The organism is Steroidobacter flavus (assembly GCF_042651805.1).
Lineage (GTDB): Bacteria > Pseudomonadota > Gammaproteobacteria > Steroidobacterales > Steroidobacteraceae > Steroidobacter > Steroidobacter flavus.
In genome coordinates, this window is the sequence record NZ_JBHSDU010000003.1 from 2,782,025 (window position 1) to 2,800,294 (window position 18,270).

Here is an 18,270-nt window from a genome sequence, read left to right on the forward strand (position 1 = left end):
ATGGTGGTCAACGACGACCCACTTTCACGATCGCGCGAGCGCTGGACGGCAGCCTGGCCGAAGGCGCTCGCCGCGTGGAGCCGGCACGTCGTACTGCATGCGCCATCGTTATGTGCCGATGATCGTGAAGCCGAGAAGGAAGGATTGACCGACAGCTTCGCGATGATTCGTCTGGCGGATCAGTCGATCATCATCAATCTCGCGGATGTCGAACGGCGCGGGCTCGGCGATTACGCCGAAGAAATCCTGGCGCACGAGATAGGTCATCACGTCCTGGCGCCGGCAAATCTCACGGATCACGCCCGTTCGCTCGCGCGCATCCGACGAGCGCTGCCGACGCTGGAAGCGCACGCGCCGATGATCGCCAACCTGTTCACCGATCTATTGATCAACGACCGCCTGCAACGTAGCGCCGAGCTGCGGCTCGCCGAAGTGTTCAAGAGATTGACTCGCGAAAAGCAAGAAGCGAGCGGGCTCTTGTGGCGAATCTATCTGCGGACCTACGAGTTGCTGTGGTCGCTGGAGCGCGGCTCGCTGGCCGAGGGCAAGTTGAGTGCGGAAGCGGAAGGCGATGCCTGGCTGGCGATGCGCATCGTTCGTCACTATTCGCGCAACTGGATCGAGGGCGCGGCGAAGTTTGCGATGTTGATGCTGCCGTATCTCGCCAAGGACGCGCTCGATGCGAGTGCCGCCAAAGCCTGGCACGACACACGCGCCGCCGGTGCTGGAGGCGAGCCGTCGGGGCTCGCAGAAGCGGACGAGAACGACGGCAAGCCGATGGTGCATCCGTCGCGCGATCCGGAAATCACCGGACATGAAATATCGGATTCGCAGACCGAATCGAAGAAGTCGCTGGAAGAGGCGACTCCAAGCAGGCCGGGCGGACAAACTCGTCAGCCGTTCGAATACGGTGAGATCCTGCGCGCCGCCGGCGTAACGTTGAGCGATCACGACATCGCCGTCATGTACTACCGCGAGAAGGCCGCGCCTCATTTGATTCGTTTCCCGGCGCGTCGCAAGCCGGCGAGTCTCGACCCCTTGCCGGAAGGCATCGAGCCGTGGCAGATGGGCGAGTCGTTCGACAGCATCGATTGGCTGCAAACCATCATGCAGAGCCCGCGGATCATTCCCGGCATGACGACCGTGCAGCGAGTGTGGGGATTGTCGCCAGGCGCCGAGCCGGCCAGCGTGCCGCTGAACCTGGACGTGTTCATCGACAGCTCGGGCAGCATGCCCAATCCGCAGCAGTTTCTTTCTTTTCCAACCCTGGCGGGCGCGATCCTGTGTTTGTCCGCGCTGCGGGCCGGGGCGAGTGTCAAAGTCACGGTGTGGAGCGGCAAGAATCAGGTGACATCGACGCCGGGTTTCGTTCGCGATACTCAGGAAGTCATGCGTGCTCTGATCAGTTATTACGGTGGCGGGACGCAGTTCCCATTGCATGAGCTGCGTGAGACGTATCTTGAAACGAAGCGCCCGCTCAACCCCACGCACTTGCTGTTCATCTCGGACGACGGCATCACGACCATCTTCGATAAAGATGAGCGCGGGCACGACGGCTGGGATCTGTTTCGCGCAGCCCTGGCCAAGGCCGCGGGCGGATCGACGTTTGTGCTGGCGCTGGGCAAGCAGTGGGAGACCGCGCAGTACGGCTTCCCGCATCGTGAGCTGTTGATCCGCGCTCGTGACGAGCTCGGCATTCGGATCTCTCGTATCGAGGATTGGGAACAGCTGGTGGCGTTCGCGCGAGATTTCGCGAGGACCGTCTATCAGCCCACCGATTCGCCCGCGAGAGCGCCGGCATGATCGTCATCTGGCGCGTCACGACTCATTGCAATCTCGGCTGCACGTACTGCGCCTACGATCGCAATCTGCCGTTCGAGCGCACCGACGTCGACGCGGGCGCCGTAATTCGAGTGGCGCGCTTGTTCTCGGAGTACCAGTCGCAGACCGGCGATGCCGTGATGATCAGCTGGCTGGGCGGAGAACCGCTGCTTTGGAAGCCGCTCGCGTCGGTGTCGAAAGTTCTCGCGAACGAGCTCGGCTTGCAGCTCAGTGCGACGACCAACGGCACCGCGCTGAAGTCAGCGGCGCTGCGCTCGATGATTGCAGATCATTTCGCCGAACTGACCGTCAGTGTCGACGGGCCGCCAGCCTTTCATGATCGCATCCGGACCTGGCAAGGCGGATTCGAGCAACTGCGAGCCGCGGTTACGCAGTTGAGGGCGGATACACAGCACCGCGAACGAAGGCTCCGATTGCGAGTGAACACAGTGCTGATGGCACAGAACATTCATCTGTTCCGGGAACTGTGTGAGCAGCTGATCGCGTGGGGCATCGACGAGGTCACGTTCAACCAGCTCGGCGGCAACGATCGCCCCGAGTTTCATCGCGAGCATCGTCTGCGGCCCGCGGATGTCGATGCGCTGGCGGACATGCTGCCCCGATTGCGCGACCGCCTTTGGGCGCACGGCATTCGGCTCAGCGGTGGCTCGCAGTATTTGCATCGCTTCCGGGCGAGCGCGTCGGGTGAACGGTTGCGTATCGATAACTGCAATCCCGGGAGGAAGTTTTTATTCATCGACGAGCGCGGCCGGATCGCACCGTGCAGCTTCACGCTCGCGGACTACGACGTGCATGTCGACGAATTGCGCTCGGTCGATGATTTGTTGGCGTTGCACAGTCGCTATGAGCAGCGCCGGTCGCATTGGTGCGATGATTGTCCCAGCACCCAGGTGTTCGAGAAGTTCGTGGCGTAACCATGCAAAAAGAAGGCCCCCCGCTTCAGCAGCTCCTGCATCGGATCACGGCGACCCCGCCGGATTTCATGGCCGAGCCGCGCATTGGAAACAAAGGCGAAGTGCACACGGTCGCCGTCGTGCGGGACCTGCTCGCGTCCAAGGGGCATGCGGTCGATATCGCCAGCTTGAGCGCGCTGGCGGGCCGCGACGTCAAAGCGGACCGCAATCGGCTGTCGATCACGTTGCTAATCACCTGGCTGCTGGCCGATCCGGCGCTGACGATTGAGCGTGAGCGCCTTGCGGACATACTGACATTATTGAAGGACGATGCCACGCGCCTCGCCGGATATACGAACGCGCGTCAGTTGTTCGAAGATCTCGAGCGTCGTGAAGAGCTGGCGCGACTCACCTTATCCAAGCTCGGGCTGCGACCAGCCGGCGAAACGGTCGCGCAGGCTCAAGATCGATTCACGAGCATCAGTTCGCTGGAGCGAGCGCGACTGCTGGCGGCGTCACAAGAAGCGGAGGCGCGGGCGCGTGCCATTCGCGAGCAGCTGGCGAAGAAGGCGGCCGAAGAGTCCGCAAATAAGTGGACGCGCGAGTGAGCGACGAGGAGAGTCGCCATCCGAATATCTCGGAGCACGGTCAGCGCATGCTGGCGCAGCTTCGAGAGCATCCGAGCGCGCCGATCTATCGCAATCAAAGCGGTCATCGTTTGCTTCCCGACGAGGTCGAGCGGGCGCGACAGCTGGAAGAGGAGGCGGTCCGGGCCAGCATCGATTGGCAGCCCAATGTGCCCCCGAGCTGGGTGAAGCCATTCGTCGAGCAATGTCTCGCCACGTCGCCGTTCTATCGCCGCTATGGCGCCATGCCTCGCAGCTTCACCGAGCTGCCAACGATGACGCGTGAAGACCTGGCGCGCGACATGCCATACCTCGTGCCGGATGATGTCGATATCGAGCGGCTCATCAACTTTCGAACTAGCGGCACCAGCGGGCATCCGCTGCTCATGGCATCGCATCCGCTGGTGGCGGCTCAATACCTCGGTTATCACAAGCGAGCGTTGCGCCGTTTCGGCGTGACGCTCAAACACGGACGCGGACAGGTCGGCGTCATCCTGCTCGGGCTGCAGTCCATCTGCTTCACATATGTATCCATTACGCCGACCATGGATGACTCGGGTCTGGCGAAGATCAATCTGCATCCGAACGATTGGCGCTCGCTCGACGACCGGGCGAAGTATCTGGAAGCGATGAGCCCGGAAGTGCTCGCGGGCGATCCCATTTCGTTCGCCGCGCTGCTCGACATCGATCCGAAGCTGCGTCCGGCGGCATTGTTGTGCACGTCGATGACGCTCATGCCGGGGCTTCACGACCGACTGAAGGAACGCTTCGGCTGCCCTGTGCTCGATATCTACTCCATGAACGAAGCGGGGCCGATTGCGGTTCTCGATACAGCGGCGGGCGGCCATGTGCTGCTTCAACAGCGCATGTATGTGGAAGTGCTTGATGATGCCGATCAGCCCGTCGCCCCAGGTCAGCGCGGCGAAGTAACGCTGACGGGTGGTTTCAACTTCTGTCTGCCGCTGCTGCGCTATCGCACGGGAGACCACGCATCGCTCGAGCGTCGCGGGGACGATCTGGTGCTGATCGGGCTCGAAGGCCGCCCGCCCGTGAAATATCGGCGTCACGATGGCCGGTGGCTCAACAACATCGAGATCACGCATGCATTGCGTCCGATGCCCATCGTGCAGTTCAGCGTGCATCAGGATGAGTCGGCGCATATCCGCGTCGATTACGTCGCGTCGTCGGTCGCGCCGGGCGATGTGGAGCGGGCGCTACGAGCGCTGTTTGGTGAGGAAACTTCGTTGCAAGTCAGTCAGGTCGACGGTTTCGATCGCAAGATCATTCAATACACCTCCGCGTTGCCGGGAGCGCAGGCGTGAATTGGGAGGTTGCCGCCAATCTGTCGTATCTGGTTTCCATACTGCTCGCGACACGCAACAGCTGGCACACGTGGTGGACCGGCATCGTCGGCTGCCTGCTGTTCGGCTGGTTGTTCCTGCAGGCGAAGCTATACGCGGATCTGACTTTGCAGGGGTTCTTCATCGTGACCAGCATCTACGGCTGGTGGCATTGGCAGCGAGGTCGCGAGGGTGCGCCGGCGCCGATTGAGCGAAGTTCCCTGGGCGAGATTGTGATGTGGGCTGCGGCGGCACTCGCTGGGGCAATTGGCTACGGAGCACTGCTGCTGAAGTTCACGGATGCGTACGCGCCCTTCGTCGATTCACTCGTGTTGACGTTCAGCATCCTGGCGCAGTTTCTGTTGATGCGACGGCGCGTCGAAACGTGGTGGTGCTGGCTGATCGTGAACACTGTCGCCGTGCCACTCTATTTGAGTCGCGATCTGCAGCTGACCGCCGCGTTCTACGCCGCGTATTGGATCAATGCATGCGTAGCGATGCGGCATTGGTATGCATTGTTGAACCGGGAGCGGAGCCTGCAGGAGCCGCAGGTTTCCGGTGCGCAGTGAGCGTTCGGTTTGAATGTGGCCTGGTGGTGGGGAAGTTCGCGCCGCTCCACCGAGGGCATCAGTATGTGATCGACACGGCACTGAGTCAGTGCCGTCATGTGATTCTGCTCTCGTACTCGAATCCAGAATTGCCCGGCTGCGAGCCGGAGCGGCGTGAAGGCTGGCTGGCGAAGCTCTATCCGCAAACCACACGGCTGGTGGTGACGAACGAGCGGCTGGCGCAATGGTTTGACGACGAGCAGCGGAAGATTCCGCCGAACAGCGCCGCCGACGATGTGCATCGTGCGTTCACCGCTGAGTTGGTCGAGCGCGTCGTAGGGCGGCAGGTCGACGCCGTGTTCACGAGTGAAAGCTACGGCGACGGCTTCGCTGCCTACCTGGATCGATACTTTCGTGGCGTCAATTCATCGGCGAGGCCCGTTCAGCACGTGCTCGTGGATGCGGCCCGGCGCGCAGTGCCGACGTCCGGCACGAACATTCGCGCTGACGTCCATGCACAGCGTGAGTGGCTACACCCATCTGTGTACGGCTCGTTTGTCGGGCGAGTCGTGTGCCTCGGCGGCGAGTCGAGCGGCAAGAGCACACTGACGGAAGCGCTGGCTCGCGCGTTCGGCACATCGCATGCGGCGGAGTTCGGCAGGGAATTGTGGGTCGAGCGCGGCGGCACCCTGGAATTCGACGACCTGCTGCTCATCGGTCGAACTCAAGTCGAGCGTGAGGAACGCCTGGCCGAACGATCGAATCGCTACTTGTTCTGCGACACGTCGCCCCTGACGACGCTGTTCTATTGTCTCGATCAGTTCGGGAAGGCCGCGCCAGAGCTGGAACGCCTGGCCAATCGCAACTACGAACTAACCGTTCTCTGCGCGCCGGATTTCGATTTCGTCCAGGACGGCACGCGGCGCGAGCCTGAGTTCCGTCTGAAGCAACACGAGTGGTACCTGCACGAGCTACAACGGCGAGGTGTGCCGTACATCGAAGTACGCGGCAGTGTCGAAGCAAGGATCGAACAAGTAGCGACGGCACTGCGCCGTCACAAATAACTCACTCGATCTTGCGCTTGACCAGCTCTTCACCGGAGGCCTGCAGCTTGGCCGCGGTCCGGCTCTTGTGCTTCAGAGCCAGGAAAACGAATAACGCATCGATCAACGCCAGCTGCGTGACGCGCGAGGCCAGCGGCGCCTGGAAATATTTGATCTCGCTCGGCGTCGCGTACAAACAATAATCGCTGTGGGTGGTGATCGGCGACTTCATGGCATTGGTCAGGCCGATGGTGGTCGCGCCCTTGGCCTTGGCGACCTCCAGGCATTCCACGGTTTCGCGAGTCGTTCCCGACAACGAAATGCCAATCGCCACGTCGCCCTTCTCGAGTTGAGTGGCGGCGATCAGCTGAATATGCGAGTCGAAGTGCGCCGAGGCCTGCAGGCCGAGCAGCAGGAATTTGCAGTACGCCGTATGCGCGACGGGGTAGGACAGGCCGATGGAGAACAGCTCCACGCGACGGCTCTTGTCGATGGCCTGCGCGATCTTTTCGAACTGCGCCGGTGGATTGATCTGCAGTGTCTCGGTCAGGCTTTGCGCGTGAACCCCGAACACTTTCTCCAGCAGCGAGCCGCTTTCCTGGGTCTGCCCGGCGGGTAAGCCCGACTGCGCCAGATCCCGGGCCAGCGCGATTTTGAACTCCGCGAAACCGGTGAGACCGACGCGACGACAGAACGCCACGATGGCGCCGACACTGGCGCCACAGTCGTCTTTCAACTGCGCGATCGACGACGTAATGACCCGTTCCGGGTCGGCGAGCACACAGTCCGCGATCAACCGGTCTGTCGGATTGAGGGACGCGTGGATCCCTTTGATATAGGTCAGCAACGGCCGCCGGTTGTCCCCCAGCGTGTCGGTCGATGCCTTTATTGATGAGTTCTTGCGTCGCACACGCACATTCTATGAGCAGCCTTGACAGCGCACCAGCGGCCGCGTAGTTTTGAACCAAGTTCATTAACACTACAACATTTGTGAACATAGTTCAGTCGTAGTTCAGGGCTGTTTCTTAGGGGTTTCCGGGGTCTTTTCCGAATCGCAGGTTTATTTCATGTCGCTCGAATCGATCAATCGCCTGATGCAACACGCCCGCCACCACGACTACGCTCTGGGGTATTTCGAAAGCTGGAGCCTCGAGTCGGTCCAGGGCGTCATCGATGCGGCCGAGGCCACCCGCTCGCCCATCATTATTGGTTTCAACGGCGAGTGGCTGGCCGAGCGCCAGAACGCCTCGGCCCAGGAACTGCGCCTGTATGCCGCCCTGGGCAAGGCGGCGGCCGAGCAGGCCGACGTGCCGGTGGGCTTCATCTTCAATGAATGCCCGAACGACGCCTGGGTCGAACAGGCCATCGGCGCCGGCTTCAATCTGGTCATGCCCGCCGATCCGCATGCGCCTCTGGAGGATTACACCCGTCGGGTGAAGCGGCTCACCGCTCTGGCCCATAGCCGCCAGGTCGCGGTGGAGGCCGATTTTGAAGGCGACGATCTGGATACCGAAGCCTATGCCGACGGCGCCGCGAAGTTCGTGGCGGAGACCGGCGTCGATCTGCTGGCCGTCAGCGTGGGCAACGAAGAAATCAAATTGCAGGGTCGGGCGCCGCTCGATCTGAGCCGTCTGGAAGCGCTGGGTCGCCGTCTGGATGTGCCGCTGGTGTTACACGGCGGCACCGGCATCGAGGACGACTCGATCAAGGCCGCGATCCATCTGGGTGTCAGGAAGATCAACTATGGCACCTATATGAAGCAGAAGTATCTTCGGGTGATCCGCCAGGCGCTGGCCACCGCCGAGCCGAATCCGCATGCACTGCTCGGCGACGGCAGCGACACCGATCTGATGGTCGTCGGCCGTCATGTCGTGAAAGAGGCGGTGCTGGAACGAATCGAGCTTCTCGGGTGCTGCGGCAAGGCGTGATTTATGCCTGACGTGGGCTGTGCAGGACTCCTGGTCGAAGACACCTTCTGCGGTCCGTTGGCGGCGCTGCCGCCCGCAGGGTCGTTGGTGGCACTCGACGACATGCCGGTGCGTGCCGGCGGTTGTGCCGCCAATGTGGCCATCGACCTTGCCAAACAGGGCATCGCCGTCGATCTGGCGGGCTGTGTCGGGCGCGACGGCTCCGCCGATGCGCTGTTGAAAACATTCGCGAAGCATGACGTCGGCACGTCGCGAGTCTTGCGGGTTGAACAGCATCCCACCAGTCGCACCATTATTTTATTGATCGCCGGCCAAGACCGACGCTATCTGCATGTGATGGGCGCCAACAGAGCGTTCACCATCGATCAGATCTCTCATCAATGGTTGTCGTCGCTGAAGGTGTTCTATCTCGGCGGCTTGTTTGCTCTGCCCGGCATCGAGTTTTCGAAGCTCGCGGCGCTCTTGGCGTTCTGTCGGGAAGCCAACGTCAAGACCGTCGTCGATGTCGTGGTGCCGGAGGGACAGGGCGGGGTGACTGCGCTGAAGTCCTTGTTGCCCCTCATCGATGTCTTCCTGCCGAACGACGACGAGGCCCGCGCCTTCACCGGGCTCTCCGATCCGTTCGATCAAGTGCGCGCTCTCACCGATGCCGGTGCCAACACCGTGATTGTTACTCGGGGCGGACTCGGTTCCGTCGCCGCGCGAGACGGAAAGATGTGGACCTGCGGTGCTTACAGCATGAACGTGGTCGATCCCTCCGGCTCCGGCGATGCATTCACCTCGGGCGTCATTCGCAGCCTGATGCAAGGCTGGGATTTGCCACAAACCCTGCGCTACGCCAGCGCCGTCGGCGCATCGGCCACCCGGGCTGCGGGCACGACCGATTCCGTCTTCTCCGCCGCTGAAGCCGAAGCTTTTGCGATCGAGCATCCGCTGACTGTCACCGAGGTTCGTTGAGTATGGACGTGAATATGAAGATGCCGGATCTCGCCACCAATGAAGGCGTGGAGCTCGGCATCACCCGTTGGCTCGCCAATGTGGGCGACCCCGTGAAGCGCGGTCAGGCGCTGCTCGAGATCGAGACCGACAAAGCGGTCCAGGAAGTGGAGTGCATCGCCAACGGCACTCTCGCCACCATTCATGTGCAGTCCGGGCAGAAGGTTCCCGTCGGCACCATCATCGCGACGATCAAGGTGAGCTGATGTCAGGCTACGACCGCAAGTTCCTGCTGGAGCTGTATGAACGGATGCTGTTGATCCGTGAGTTCGAGGATACGGTCAAGTTTCTGTTCCTCGAAGGCACCATGCCCGGAACCATTCATCAATGTCAGGGGCAAGAGGCGACGGCCGTCGGCGTGTGCGCGGCGCTCGGCGCCGATGACTGGATTACTTCGACGTTTCGAGGCCACGGTCATGCGCTGGCGAAGGGATTGTCGGCGCAAGAGATGATGGATGAGCTGTTCGGCGCCGAGACCGGTTGTTGCAAGGGCCGTGGCGGCTCGATGCACATGGGCAATATGAGCAAGGGGATGGTCCCGGGAATCGCCATCGTTGCAGGTGGTATTCCACTGGCGGCCGGCATGGCGCTGTCATTCAAGATGGAAAACAAGCCGCACGTAGTGGCGTCCTTCTTCGGTGACGGCGCCATTGCCGAGGGGGCGTTCCATGAAGGCGTCAACATGGCGGCCATCTGGAATCTGCCGCTCATCCTGGTGTGCGAGAACAATCTTTACGGCGCGTCGACTCACGTCGATCTGGTGATGAAGAACTCGCGCATCTCGGATCGGGCGAAGTCCTATGGATTCCGCGGTGAAACGGTGGACGGCAACGATGTGCTGGCGGTGTATGAAGCCGCGCAGAGGGCGGCCGCCGAGTGTCGCGCTGGCAAAGGGCCGGTGTTGCTCGAGCTGCTGACCTATCGTCGCACCGGGCATTCGCGTCGCGACCCGTGTCATTACCAACCAAAGGATGAGCGCGAGGCGTGGGCTCAGCGCGATCCCATCGAGCGCTTCCGCGCGAGTGCTCAGATCACGGCGGAAGAGCATGAGCTCATCAACACGCGCATCCAGAAAATGCTCGCCGAATGCGTGGAGCGCGCCAAGGTCGCGCCTCAACCGAGCGTGAGCGATTTGCACGAATACGTTTTTGCCGAGGCGCCGCCGCGTTCCCCTGCTCTCACTGTACAGAACCCCGTCGTGAGCGCAGCTGGAGCAACGCGGCGTCTCGGCATCGCCGAAGCCTTGCGCGATGGAATCGCCGAAGAAATGGAAGCCGATCCGCGCGTGTTCTGCATCGGTGAAGATATTGGGGTGCCGGGAGGATGGGGCGGCGCGTTCACGGTGACGCTGGGCCTGGAGAAGAAATATCCCCAGCGGATGATCAATACACCGATCGCAGAACTCGGCTTCTTCGGCCTGGCCACCGGCGCGGCGATGATGGGCATGATTCCCATCGCCGACGTGCAGTACGGCGACTTCCTGTTCCTGGCCAGCGATCAAATCATCAATAACGCGGCCAAGCTTCGTTACATGTCGGGCGGGACGATCAGTGTGCCGCTGGTGATGCGTGCGCCGGTCGGCGCAACCGGTCGCGGCTCGCAGCATGCTCAAAACATGGAACGTTACTTCACCGGCGTTCCCGGCTTGAAGGTGGTCGCACCCTCGAATGCGTACGACGCCAAAGGGTTGCTGAAGGCCGCGCTCCGCGACGGCAATCCGGTGCTGATGTTCGAGCACAAATTGTTATATGGCTCGAAGGGCGCGCGTGCCGAAGGTGGCGCCGTCGACGCCTCGAGCGATGTGCCGGCGGAAGATTACATCGTGCCGCTCGGCAAGGCTGCGGTTCGACGCGAAGGCAAGAACGTCACCGTGCTGGCCTGGCTCTTGATGGTCCACTACGCGATGCAGACGGCCGACGAGTTCGATGCGGAAGTCATCGACGTGCGCAGTCTGTCGCCCATCGATTGGGACACGATTGGCGCGTCAGTGCGCAAGACCGGTCGTGCCGTGATCGTGGAAGAAGGTCCGATCACTGGCGGTGTCGGCGCCGAAATCGCGGCCGGCATTGCCGAGCGCTGGCCGTCGGTGCGCGTGACTCGCGTGGCCTCGCCGGATGTTCCCGTTCCCTTCACGCCCGTGCTCGAGAACGCGTATCGACCCGATGCGAATCGGATCTCCGCGGGCGTGCGCCAGATTTTGGAGGAGAGCCATGGCTGATACAGACGGTCTGAAAGAAGCGAAGAATTTTCACGAAGACGTGCCCATGCGCACGCCGGGGTTCTTTCTGCGCGGCGCGGGCTCGCTCGATTGGGGCATGAAGAATCGCCTGGCGCGCATCTTCAATCCCGAGACGGCGCGCACGGTGATGCTCGCCATCGATCATGGTTACTTTCAGGGGCCGACGACTGGCCTGGAGCGCGTCGATCTGAATATCGTCCCGCTCATGCCCATGGCCGATGCGTTGATGCTCACGCGCGGCATTTTGCGATCCACGGTGCCGCCGGCGATCAACAAGCCCATCGTCATGCGTTGTAGCGGCGGTCCCAGCATTCTCAAGGAACTGTCGAACGAGGAACTGGCGGTCGATATTGAAGACGCCATTCGGATGAATGTTTCTGCGCTGACCACGCAAGTGTTCATCGGCGGTCAGTTCGAGACCCATTCGGTGCACAACATGACGCGGCTGGTCGACATGGGCCTGCGCTATAGCATTCCCACGATGGCGGTCACGGCAGTGGGCAAGGAACTGACGCGCGATGCTCAGTACCTGCGCCTGGCCTGTCGCATTTGCGCCGAGCTCGGCGCGCAGATCGTCAAGACCTACTACTGCGCCGAAGGCTTCGAAACAGTCACGGCGTCGTGCCCGGTGCCCATCGTCATGGCCGGCGGCAAGAAGTTGCCGGAGTTCGATGCGTTGACGATGGCGTACAACGCGATTCAGCGCGGCGCGGCCGGTGTCGACATGGGTCGAAACATTTTCCAGAGCGATGCGCCGCGCGCCATGATGCAGGCGATTCACAAAGTCGTGCACAACGGTCTCAAGCCCAAGGAAGCGCATGAGCTGTTCCTGACCTTGAGAAGCGACGAATCGAAGGGACGTTGAGATGGCGCGATCACCCCTCGTTGATCGATTGCGCGCCTCCGCGCCTCAGATCAGCGTTGGGGTGCTCACCGCCGACTGGCTGACGCTGGGCTCGCAGCTGCAGATTCTGGAAGAGGCCGGCGTCGATCTGCTGCATTTCGATGTGATGGACGGTGTGTTCTGCCCCATGCTGACCATGGGTGCGCCCGTCGTCGCCGGACTCAAGACGCGCCTGCTCAAAGACGTGCATCTGATGATCGAGGACCCGCTCAGCAAGCTGGACTCGTTCGTCGCCGCCGGGGCGGACATCGTCACCGTGCACGCCGAGTCCACTCGTCACATTCATCGCGTGCTTCAGGCGCTGGGCAAGATGACCAACGCGAACGATCCGAATCGCGGCATCGTGCGTGGCATCGCTTTGAATCCCGGCACGCCGCTCGAAGTGCTCGAGCCGCTGGCCGGCGAGTTCGAAATGGTGCTGGTGCTGGCGGTGAACCCGGGCTGGGGCGGGCAGAAGTTCATCGCATCGACCTGCGACCGGGTCAAACGGCTGCGTGAAAGTCTGGGCGATACGGCATTGATTTGTGTGGACGGCGGCGTGACCCGCGACAACATCGGGAACATTGCCCGACTGGGGGCCGACATCATCGTCACCGGGAGCGCGGTCTTCGATGGTAAAGCGCCACTGGAGAATGCCAAGTACATGATGGGCGCGTTGCGATGAAGAGTCTGTGGAACGATCAGGATGCGGTCCGCTTTCAAGGATTGCTGGGGCAGCGCGTTTATACCTCGCGTCTGCTCGGTCGCGATCCGTCGCTGGTCCTCCATGGCGGCGGCAACACCTCGGTCAAGCTGGTCGAGCCGAACGTCTTTGGCGAGTCGGAGGACGTCCTGTACGTCAAGGGGCGCGGCGCCGATCTCGCGACCATCGATGCGGCGGGATTTTCGCCCTGTCGCTTGCGACGATTGTTACGGCTGGTGAGCCTTGGCGAGCTCTCCGACGAGCACATGGAGAGCGAGCTGAAGCTGTCGCTGACGCGTGCCTCCGCGCCGGCGCCCTCCGTCGAAACGCTGTTGCATGCACTGCTGCCTCAGAAGTTCGTCGATCACACGCATGCCGACGCGCTCATCGCTGTCATGAACTCGCGCAATGGCTTCGAGCGATTGCAAGAGATCTATGGCGCGCAGATCGTGGTCATTCCGTATGCGATGCCGGGTTTCAAGCTGGTGCGTCTGTGCCGCGAGATTCTTTCCAAAGAAGCGACGCGCGACACCATCGGCGTCGTACTCATGCATCACGGGCTGTTTACCTTCGGCGAAACCGCGAAAGTTTCTTATGAGCGCATGATCGATCTGGTGTCCCAGGCGGAGCGTTATCTCGAGACGCAGGGTGCCGGTCGGGTCGAATGGCTCCCTCAAGCGCCGAAGCCTGTGTCGCGAGTGGAGATTGCGTCGCTGCGTCGGGAAGTCAGTCGTGCGGCTGGTGCGCCCATGGTGATGACCGTGCGCACCGACTCGCAGGCCATGGGATTCTCTCAGCGTGCCGACGTTGCTGAGTTGTCGCAACGAGGTGGCGTCACGCCCGATCATGTGATCCGCACGAAGCGTGTGCCGATGGTCGGTCGCGATGTTGCGGCCTACGCGGCCGCGTATCAAGATTATGTGCGTGCTCATGTGGCGGGGCGCGCGTTGGCGGTGGTCGATCCGGCGCCGCGTGTAATTCTCGATCCCGATCTCGGCATGGCGGTGCTGGGGCGGAGCGCCGAGGATGCCAACATCGCCGAAGATATCTATCGGCACACCATCGACATCGTCATGAGCGCCGAAAAGCTGGGCGGCTGGAAGGCGTTGCCGGCGCGGGATTTCTTCGATGTCGAGTTCTGGGATCTGGAGCGCACCAAGCTCGCCAAGCCCAATCCCGAGGCAACGTTTCTGGGCGAAGTCGCCCTGGTGACCGGCGCGGCGTCGGGCATCGGCAAGGCTTGTGTCGATTCTTTGCTGGCGCGGGGCGCCGCCGTCATCGCGCTGGATGTTTCTCCCGCCGTCAAACAGCTCTACGACCGCAAGAGTTTCCTGGGCATCGAATGCGATCTCACCAATGAAGAGCAGATCGGTGCCGCGCTCGATCAAGCGGTGCGCTTGTTCGGCTCGGTCGACATGCTGGTGCTGAACGCCGGCATCTTCCCGAAGAGCTCTCCGATCGCCGCGATGGCTACGGATGTCTGGCGACGGACCATGAGTATTAATCTGGATGCGAATCTGGTCCTGATGCGGGAGTGTCATCCTCTGCTCAAGCTCGCGCCGCGAGGCGGTCGCGTGGTGATCATTGGATCCAAGAACGTCGCGGCCCCGGGGCCTGGCGCCGCCGCTTACTCGGCGTCGAAGTCAGCCATGCAGCAGCTGGCGCGGGTCGCGGCTTTGGAGTGGGGCAGTGACGGTATCCGAGTGAACTGTGTTCATCCGAATGCTGTTTTCGATACGGCGATCTGGACGCCGGAGGTGCTCGCGGCCCGCGCTGCGTCCTATAAGTTGAGCGTTCAGGAATATAAAACAAACAATGTCCTCAAGGTCGAGGTGACGAGTAAGGATGTGGCGGAGCTCGCTGCGGAACTGTGCGGCCCCAGGTTCTCTCGAACCACGGGCGCGCAGATTCCGGTGGACGGCGGTAACGAGCGCGTCATCTGAAGTCGAAACGTCGGCCGGTGCGGCCGAGGGGGAACGATGAAACGATCCGAAATCAACGCGCTCATCGAGAGCGCGATCGCGCTATTGCACGAGCACCAGATCCGCTTGCCCCCGTTCGCTTATTGGAGTCCGGAGGACTGGGCGGCCAAGGGCGCTGAGTGCGACGAGATCCGCCAGTGCAAGCTCGGCTGGGATATCACCGATTTCGGCTCAGGCGACTTCGATAAGGTCGGCCTGGTGGTCTTCACGGTGCGCAATGGCCATCACAAACAAGTGCCTTATAACAAGAAGCCGTACGCCGAGAAGTTGCTGGTGATTCGCGAGAATCAGCACACGCCGATGCATCATCACATCCTCAAGTCCGAGGACATCATCTGTAAGTCCGGTGGCAATCTGCTGATCCGTCTGTTCAATCGCGGCCCGGATGGCACGCTCGCGGACTCCGACGTTGAGGTGTCGCTGGACGGCGTGCGGTATCGGGTCAAGGCCGGCCATACGTTCCGGTTGAAGCCGGGCGACTCCATCACTTTGACGCCGTACCTCTATCACGAGTTCTGGGCCGAGGAAGGCACCGGCACGTCCATCGTCGGCGAAGTGTCGTCGGTCAACGATGACGAGATGGACAACTCGTTCTACGCCAAGGTCGGACGCTTTCCGAGCATCGAAGAAGACGTGCCGGTGACGCACAAGCTGTGTACTGAGTACTAGCGTTCGAGGTCCGTATGACCTTCGAATCCACCGTCAAGATTCAGGGGCAGAACTCTTTCCTGCTGGGAACGCGGGATGTCGAGCTGGCGTTGACGCGGACCGGCGGCATGCTGGGGCCGGTAGTTTTCTTTCCAAGGGAAGATGAGCCCATCCGGCCGTACGCCGTGGCGCCCTGGGCGGAAGAAACATTGCCCGCCGATGTTCCTCCCATGCTCCGGGCACTGCGCGGCGATTGGTTCTGTTCGGCCTTTGGCGAGAATGGCGAGCCGTATCGCGGTCAGCGTCTGCCGCCGCATGGTGAGACGGCGAATCGCGAATGGCGCGAGATCGGGAACGGCGAGACGAGCGAAGGTTGCTGGGTGAGGCTGGGAGTCGACCTGCCGCTGCAAGGGGGTATGTGTTATGCGACCACCGCGCTGCTCGCCAATCAATCTGTCATTTATCAGCGTCATGACCTTACCGGGCTGACCGGGCCGATCAATCCCGGACATCACGCGACATTGGCGTTTCCCGTTACCAAGGGCACCGCGCGGCTTTCGTTCAGTTCATTGGTTCACGCGCGAACGTACGTCGAGCCAACGGCTCGGCCGGAGGATCGCGGCTACTCGTGGCTGACGACGGACCAGGAGATCACCGATCTGCACGCGGCGCCGTGCATCGATGGATCGAGTACCGATCTGTGCCGATATCCTGCGCGACGCGGTTTCGAAGATCTCGCAATTCTATGTGCCGATCCGGCGCAGGAGTTCGCCTGGTCGGCCGTGACATTTCCTGAGCAGCGCTATGTCTGGTTCGCGCTGCGCGATCCGAAGCAGCTGGCCTCGACGTTGCTGTGGTTCTCCAACGGCGGGCGACACTTCCCGCCTTGGAACGGCCGACACGTCAACGTCATGGGCATCGAAGACATCACGGCGTACTTTCATGCCGGTCTCGCGGCTTCGGCGCGAGAGAATCCTTTGAGCGCGCGAGGCATACCGACGTGCCTGCGGCCGGACGCACAGGGCCGACTGTCGATCTTCTATCTCCAGGGCGTCGTGCGCATACCGTCGGATTTCGATTGTGTCGCCGACATCGAAGGTCACTGGAGAGATAACAGCATCGTGTTGCGCGCGGAATCGGGAGCGGCGGTGGCGGTTCAATGCCATCTCGACTTTTTGCGCACGGGAACGTTACCGGGGCTGGAAATACAATGACAAACACGCTCAACGGCACTTTGATCCGGACCGTCTTCGTGGCGGCCCTAGGCGGCTCACTGCTCGGTTTCGATACGGCCGTCATCGCCGGATCGACGCACGGATTGACGCAGATGTTCAATCTGTCACCGAGCGAGCTGGGCTTCACTGTGTCCGCGGCCCTTTGGGGCACGGTGCTCGGCGCCATGGCGGCGGGCTCGATGGGGCGAGTACTCGGCGGTCGCACGAGTCTGTTGATTCTCGCGTCGTGTTATCTCATCTCCGCACTGGGCTGCGCTTTCTCATCGTCCTGGACGTGGCTGTTGATCTTCCGCTTCGTCGGCGGCCTCGGCATGGGAGGATCGTCCGTGATCGCGCCGGTGTACATTGCTGAGATCGCTCCCGCCGCGTGGCGAGGCCGATTGGTCGGCGCGTTCCAGATCAACATCATCGGCGGCATTCTGCTGGCGTATCTGTCCAACTACGTGATCGGATTGTTTGCGCTGGGCGAGCTGGTCGAGTGGCGCTGGCAGCTGGGAATCGCGGCTGCGCCCGCGGCGTTGTTTCTATTGATGCTGGTCGGCATTCCGCAGAGCCCGCGCTGGCTGGTCGCGCAAGGTCGCCTGGAGGAGGCCGAGCACGTGCTTCGCAAGCTGGGGTCGGAGAAGCCGCTCGGCGAGTTGGCCAGCATCCGTGCCTCGCTGGAAGCCGACGCGGGGCCGAGCTCCGACCGTTTGTTTCAATGGCGTTATCGTCGCCCCATCCTGCTGGCGCTGGTGCTGGCCATGTTCAATCAGCTGATCGGCATCAACGCCGTGCTCTATTACTTGAACGACATCTTCGCGATGGCGGGTTTCGATCGGACCTCGCAGAACGCACAGGCCGTCGCGGTCGGCGCGACGATGCTGATCTCCACGCTGATCGCGCTCAGCCTCATCGATAAATTCGGCCGGCGTACGCTGTTATTGGTGGGCTCTGTCGGACTGGCCATCTGCCTGGCTGCGATCGCGACCATCTTCCACATCCAGCAGTATCAGAGCACGTTGCTGATGTTCCTGGTCGGCTACGTCGCGTTCTTCTCTTTCTCGCAAGGCGCGGTGATCTGGGTGTACTTGAGCGAGATATTTCCCGATCGGGTGCGCGCTCAGGGGCAGAGTCTCGGCAGCTCGACGCACTGGGTGATGAATGCGATCGTGTCCGCGGCTTTCCCGGTGATCGCGACTCAGTCGCAGTCGGGGCCGTTCTTCATGTTCCTGGTCATGGTGATCCTGCAGTTCCTGGTGGTACTGATGTTCTTTCCCGAGACCAGCGGCGTCAGGCTCGAAGATATTCAGCGGCGCTTGGGCACGACCGACGGTCCGGAGAATCCCGTCGCTGTGGCTCGAGAGGCGCAGTAGCACGATCGG

17 protein-coding genes are annotated in these 18,270 nt (G+C 61.9%); 16 read left to right on the forward strand and 1 reads right to left on the reverse strand.

Annotated features, from left to right (window positions below; genetic code table 11):
* Genes ACFPN2_RS17760 through ACFPN2_RS17785 form a run of 6 tightly spaced genes read left to right on the forward strand, consistent with a single transcriptional unit; the run spans position 1 to position 6,313 of the window.
* On the forward strand, positions 1-1,803 hold the full coding sequence (locus ACFPN2_RS17760; RefSeq protein ID WP_380598867.1) for a vWA domain-containing protein: 1,803 nt from the start codon (positions 1-3) through the stop codon (positions 1,801-1,803).
* Positions 1,800-2,756, forward strand: a complete 957-nt coding sequence (locus ACFPN2_RS17765; protein ID WP_380598869.1) for a radical SAM protein — start codon at positions 1,800-1,802, stop codon at positions 2,754-2,756. The genes ACFPN2_RS17760 and ACFPN2_RS17765 overlap by 4 nt, the downstream gene beginning before the upstream one ends.
* 2 nt (positions 2,757-2,758) lie before the next feature.
* Positions 2,759-3,343, forward strand: a complete 585-nt coding sequence (locus ACFPN2_RS17770) for a hypothetical protein (RefSeq protein WP_380598871.1) — start codon at positions 2,759-2,761, stop codon at positions 3,341-3,343.
* Positions 3,340-4,683, forward strand: coding sequence for an AMP-binding protein (locus ACFPN2_RS17775; protein ID WP_380598873.1), 1,344 nt, complete (start codon positions 3,340-3,342; stop codon positions 4,681-4,683). The genes ACFPN2_RS17770 and ACFPN2_RS17775 overlap by 4 nt, the downstream gene beginning before the upstream one ends.
* Entirely contained in the window at positions 4,680-5,270 is a 591-nt protein-coding gene (gene pnuC, locus ACFPN2_RS17780; protein WP_380598875.1) for a nicotinamide riboside transporter PnuC, read from the forward strand. Before ACFPN2_RS17775 ends, pnuC begins: the two co-directional genes overlap by 4 nt.
* Positions 5,267-6,313 carry an AAA family ATPase gene (locus tag ACFPN2_RS17785; RefSeq protein WP_380598877.1) on the forward strand — a complete coding sequence of 349 codons (1,047 nt, stop codon included), beginning with the start codon at positions 5,267-5,269 and terminating at the stop codon, positions 6,311-6,313. The genes pnuC and ACFPN2_RS17785 overlap by 4 nt, the downstream gene beginning before the upstream one ends.
* Before the next feature lies 1 nt (position 6,314).
* On the opposite strand, the gene ACFPN2_RS17790 is transcribed toward ACFPN2_RS17785, so the two are convergent.
* Positions 6,315-7,202 (reverse strand): MurR/RpiR family transcriptional regulator, encoded by an 888-nt coding sequence (locus ACFPN2_RS17790; RefSeq protein WP_380598879.1) that lies wholly within the window; start codon positions 7,200-7,202, stop codon positions 6,315-6,317.
* A gap of 157 nt (positions 7,203-7,359) precedes the next feature.
* Between ACFPN2_RS17790 and ACFPN2_RS17795 the strand changes: the two genes are divergently transcribed.
* Genes ACFPN2_RS17795 through ACFPN2_RS17840 form a run of 10 tightly spaced genes read left to right on the forward strand, consistent with a single transcriptional unit; the run spans position 7,360 to position 18,261 of the window.
* Positions 7,360-8,220: a class II fructose-bisphosphate aldolase gene (locus ACFPN2_RS17795; protein WP_380598881.1), complete on the forward strand. Its 861-nt coding sequence runs from the start codon at positions 7,360-7,362 to the stop codon at positions 8,218-8,220.
* A 3-nt stretch (positions 8,221-8,223) separates the two neighbouring features.
* Positions 8,224-9,177, forward strand: a complete 954-nt coding sequence (locus tag ACFPN2_RS17800; RefSeq protein WP_380598883.1) for a carbohydrate kinase family protein — start codon at positions 8,224-8,226, stop codon at positions 9,175-9,177.
* Positions 9,178-9,179: 2 nt separating this feature from the next.
* Complete coding sequence (locus tag ACFPN2_RS17805) at positions 9,180-9,422, forward strand: biotin/lipoyl-containing protein (RefSeq protein WP_380598885.1); 243 nt, start codon at positions 9,180-9,182, stop codon at positions 9,420-9,422.
* A complete protein-coding gene (locus ACFPN2_RS17810) occupies positions 9,422-11,434 on the forward strand; it encodes an alpha-ketoacid dehydrogenase subunit alpha/beta (protein WP_380598887.1) in 2,013 nt (670 codons plus the stop codon). The genes ACFPN2_RS17805 and ACFPN2_RS17810 overlap by 1 nt, the downstream gene beginning before the upstream one ends.
* A complete protein-coding gene (gene lsrF, locus ACFPN2_RS17815; protein WP_380598889.1) occupies positions 11,427-12,320 on the forward strand; it encodes a 3-hydroxy-5-phosphonooxypentane-2,4-dione thiolase in 894 nt (297 codons plus the stop codon). Before ACFPN2_RS17810 ends, lsrF begins: the two co-directional genes overlap by 8 nt.
* A 1-nt stretch (position 12,321) precedes the next feature.
* On the forward strand, positions 12,322-13,023 hold the full coding sequence (locus ACFPN2_RS17820; protein ID WP_380598891.1) for a ribulose-phosphate 3-epimerase: 702 nt from the start codon (positions 12,322-12,324) through the stop codon (positions 13,021-13,023).
* Positions 13,020-14,984 carry a bifunctional aldolase/short-chain dehydrogenase gene (locus tag ACFPN2_RS17825; protein WP_380598893.1) on the forward strand — a complete coding sequence of 655 codons (1,965 nt, stop codon included), beginning with the start codon at positions 13,020-13,022 and terminating at the stop codon, positions 14,982-14,984. The genes ACFPN2_RS17820 and ACFPN2_RS17825 overlap by 4 nt, the downstream gene beginning before the upstream one ends.
* A gap of 36 nt (positions 14,985-15,020) precedes the next feature.
* Positions 15,021-15,692, forward strand: coding sequence for a D-lyxose/D-mannose family sugar isomerase (locus ACFPN2_RS17830; protein ID WP_380598895.1), 672 nt, complete (start codon positions 15,021-15,023; stop codon positions 15,690-15,692).
* 14 nt (positions 15,693-15,706) lie between these two features.
* The gene (locus ACFPN2_RS17835; protein WP_380598897.1) at positions 15,707-16,885 is read left to right on the forward strand and encodes a hypothetical protein; all 1,179 of its coding nucleotides are present in this window, start codon (positions 15,707-15,709) and stop codon (positions 16,883-16,885) included.
* Positions 16,882-18,261, forward strand: a complete 1,380-nt coding sequence (locus ACFPN2_RS17840) for a sugar porter family MFS transporter (RefSeq protein ID WP_380598899.1) — start codon at positions 16,882-16,884, stop codon at positions 18,259-18,261. Before ACFPN2_RS17835 ends, ACFPN2_RS17840 begins: the two co-directional genes overlap by 4 nt.
* Positions 18,262-18,270 lie beyond the last annotated feature (9 nt).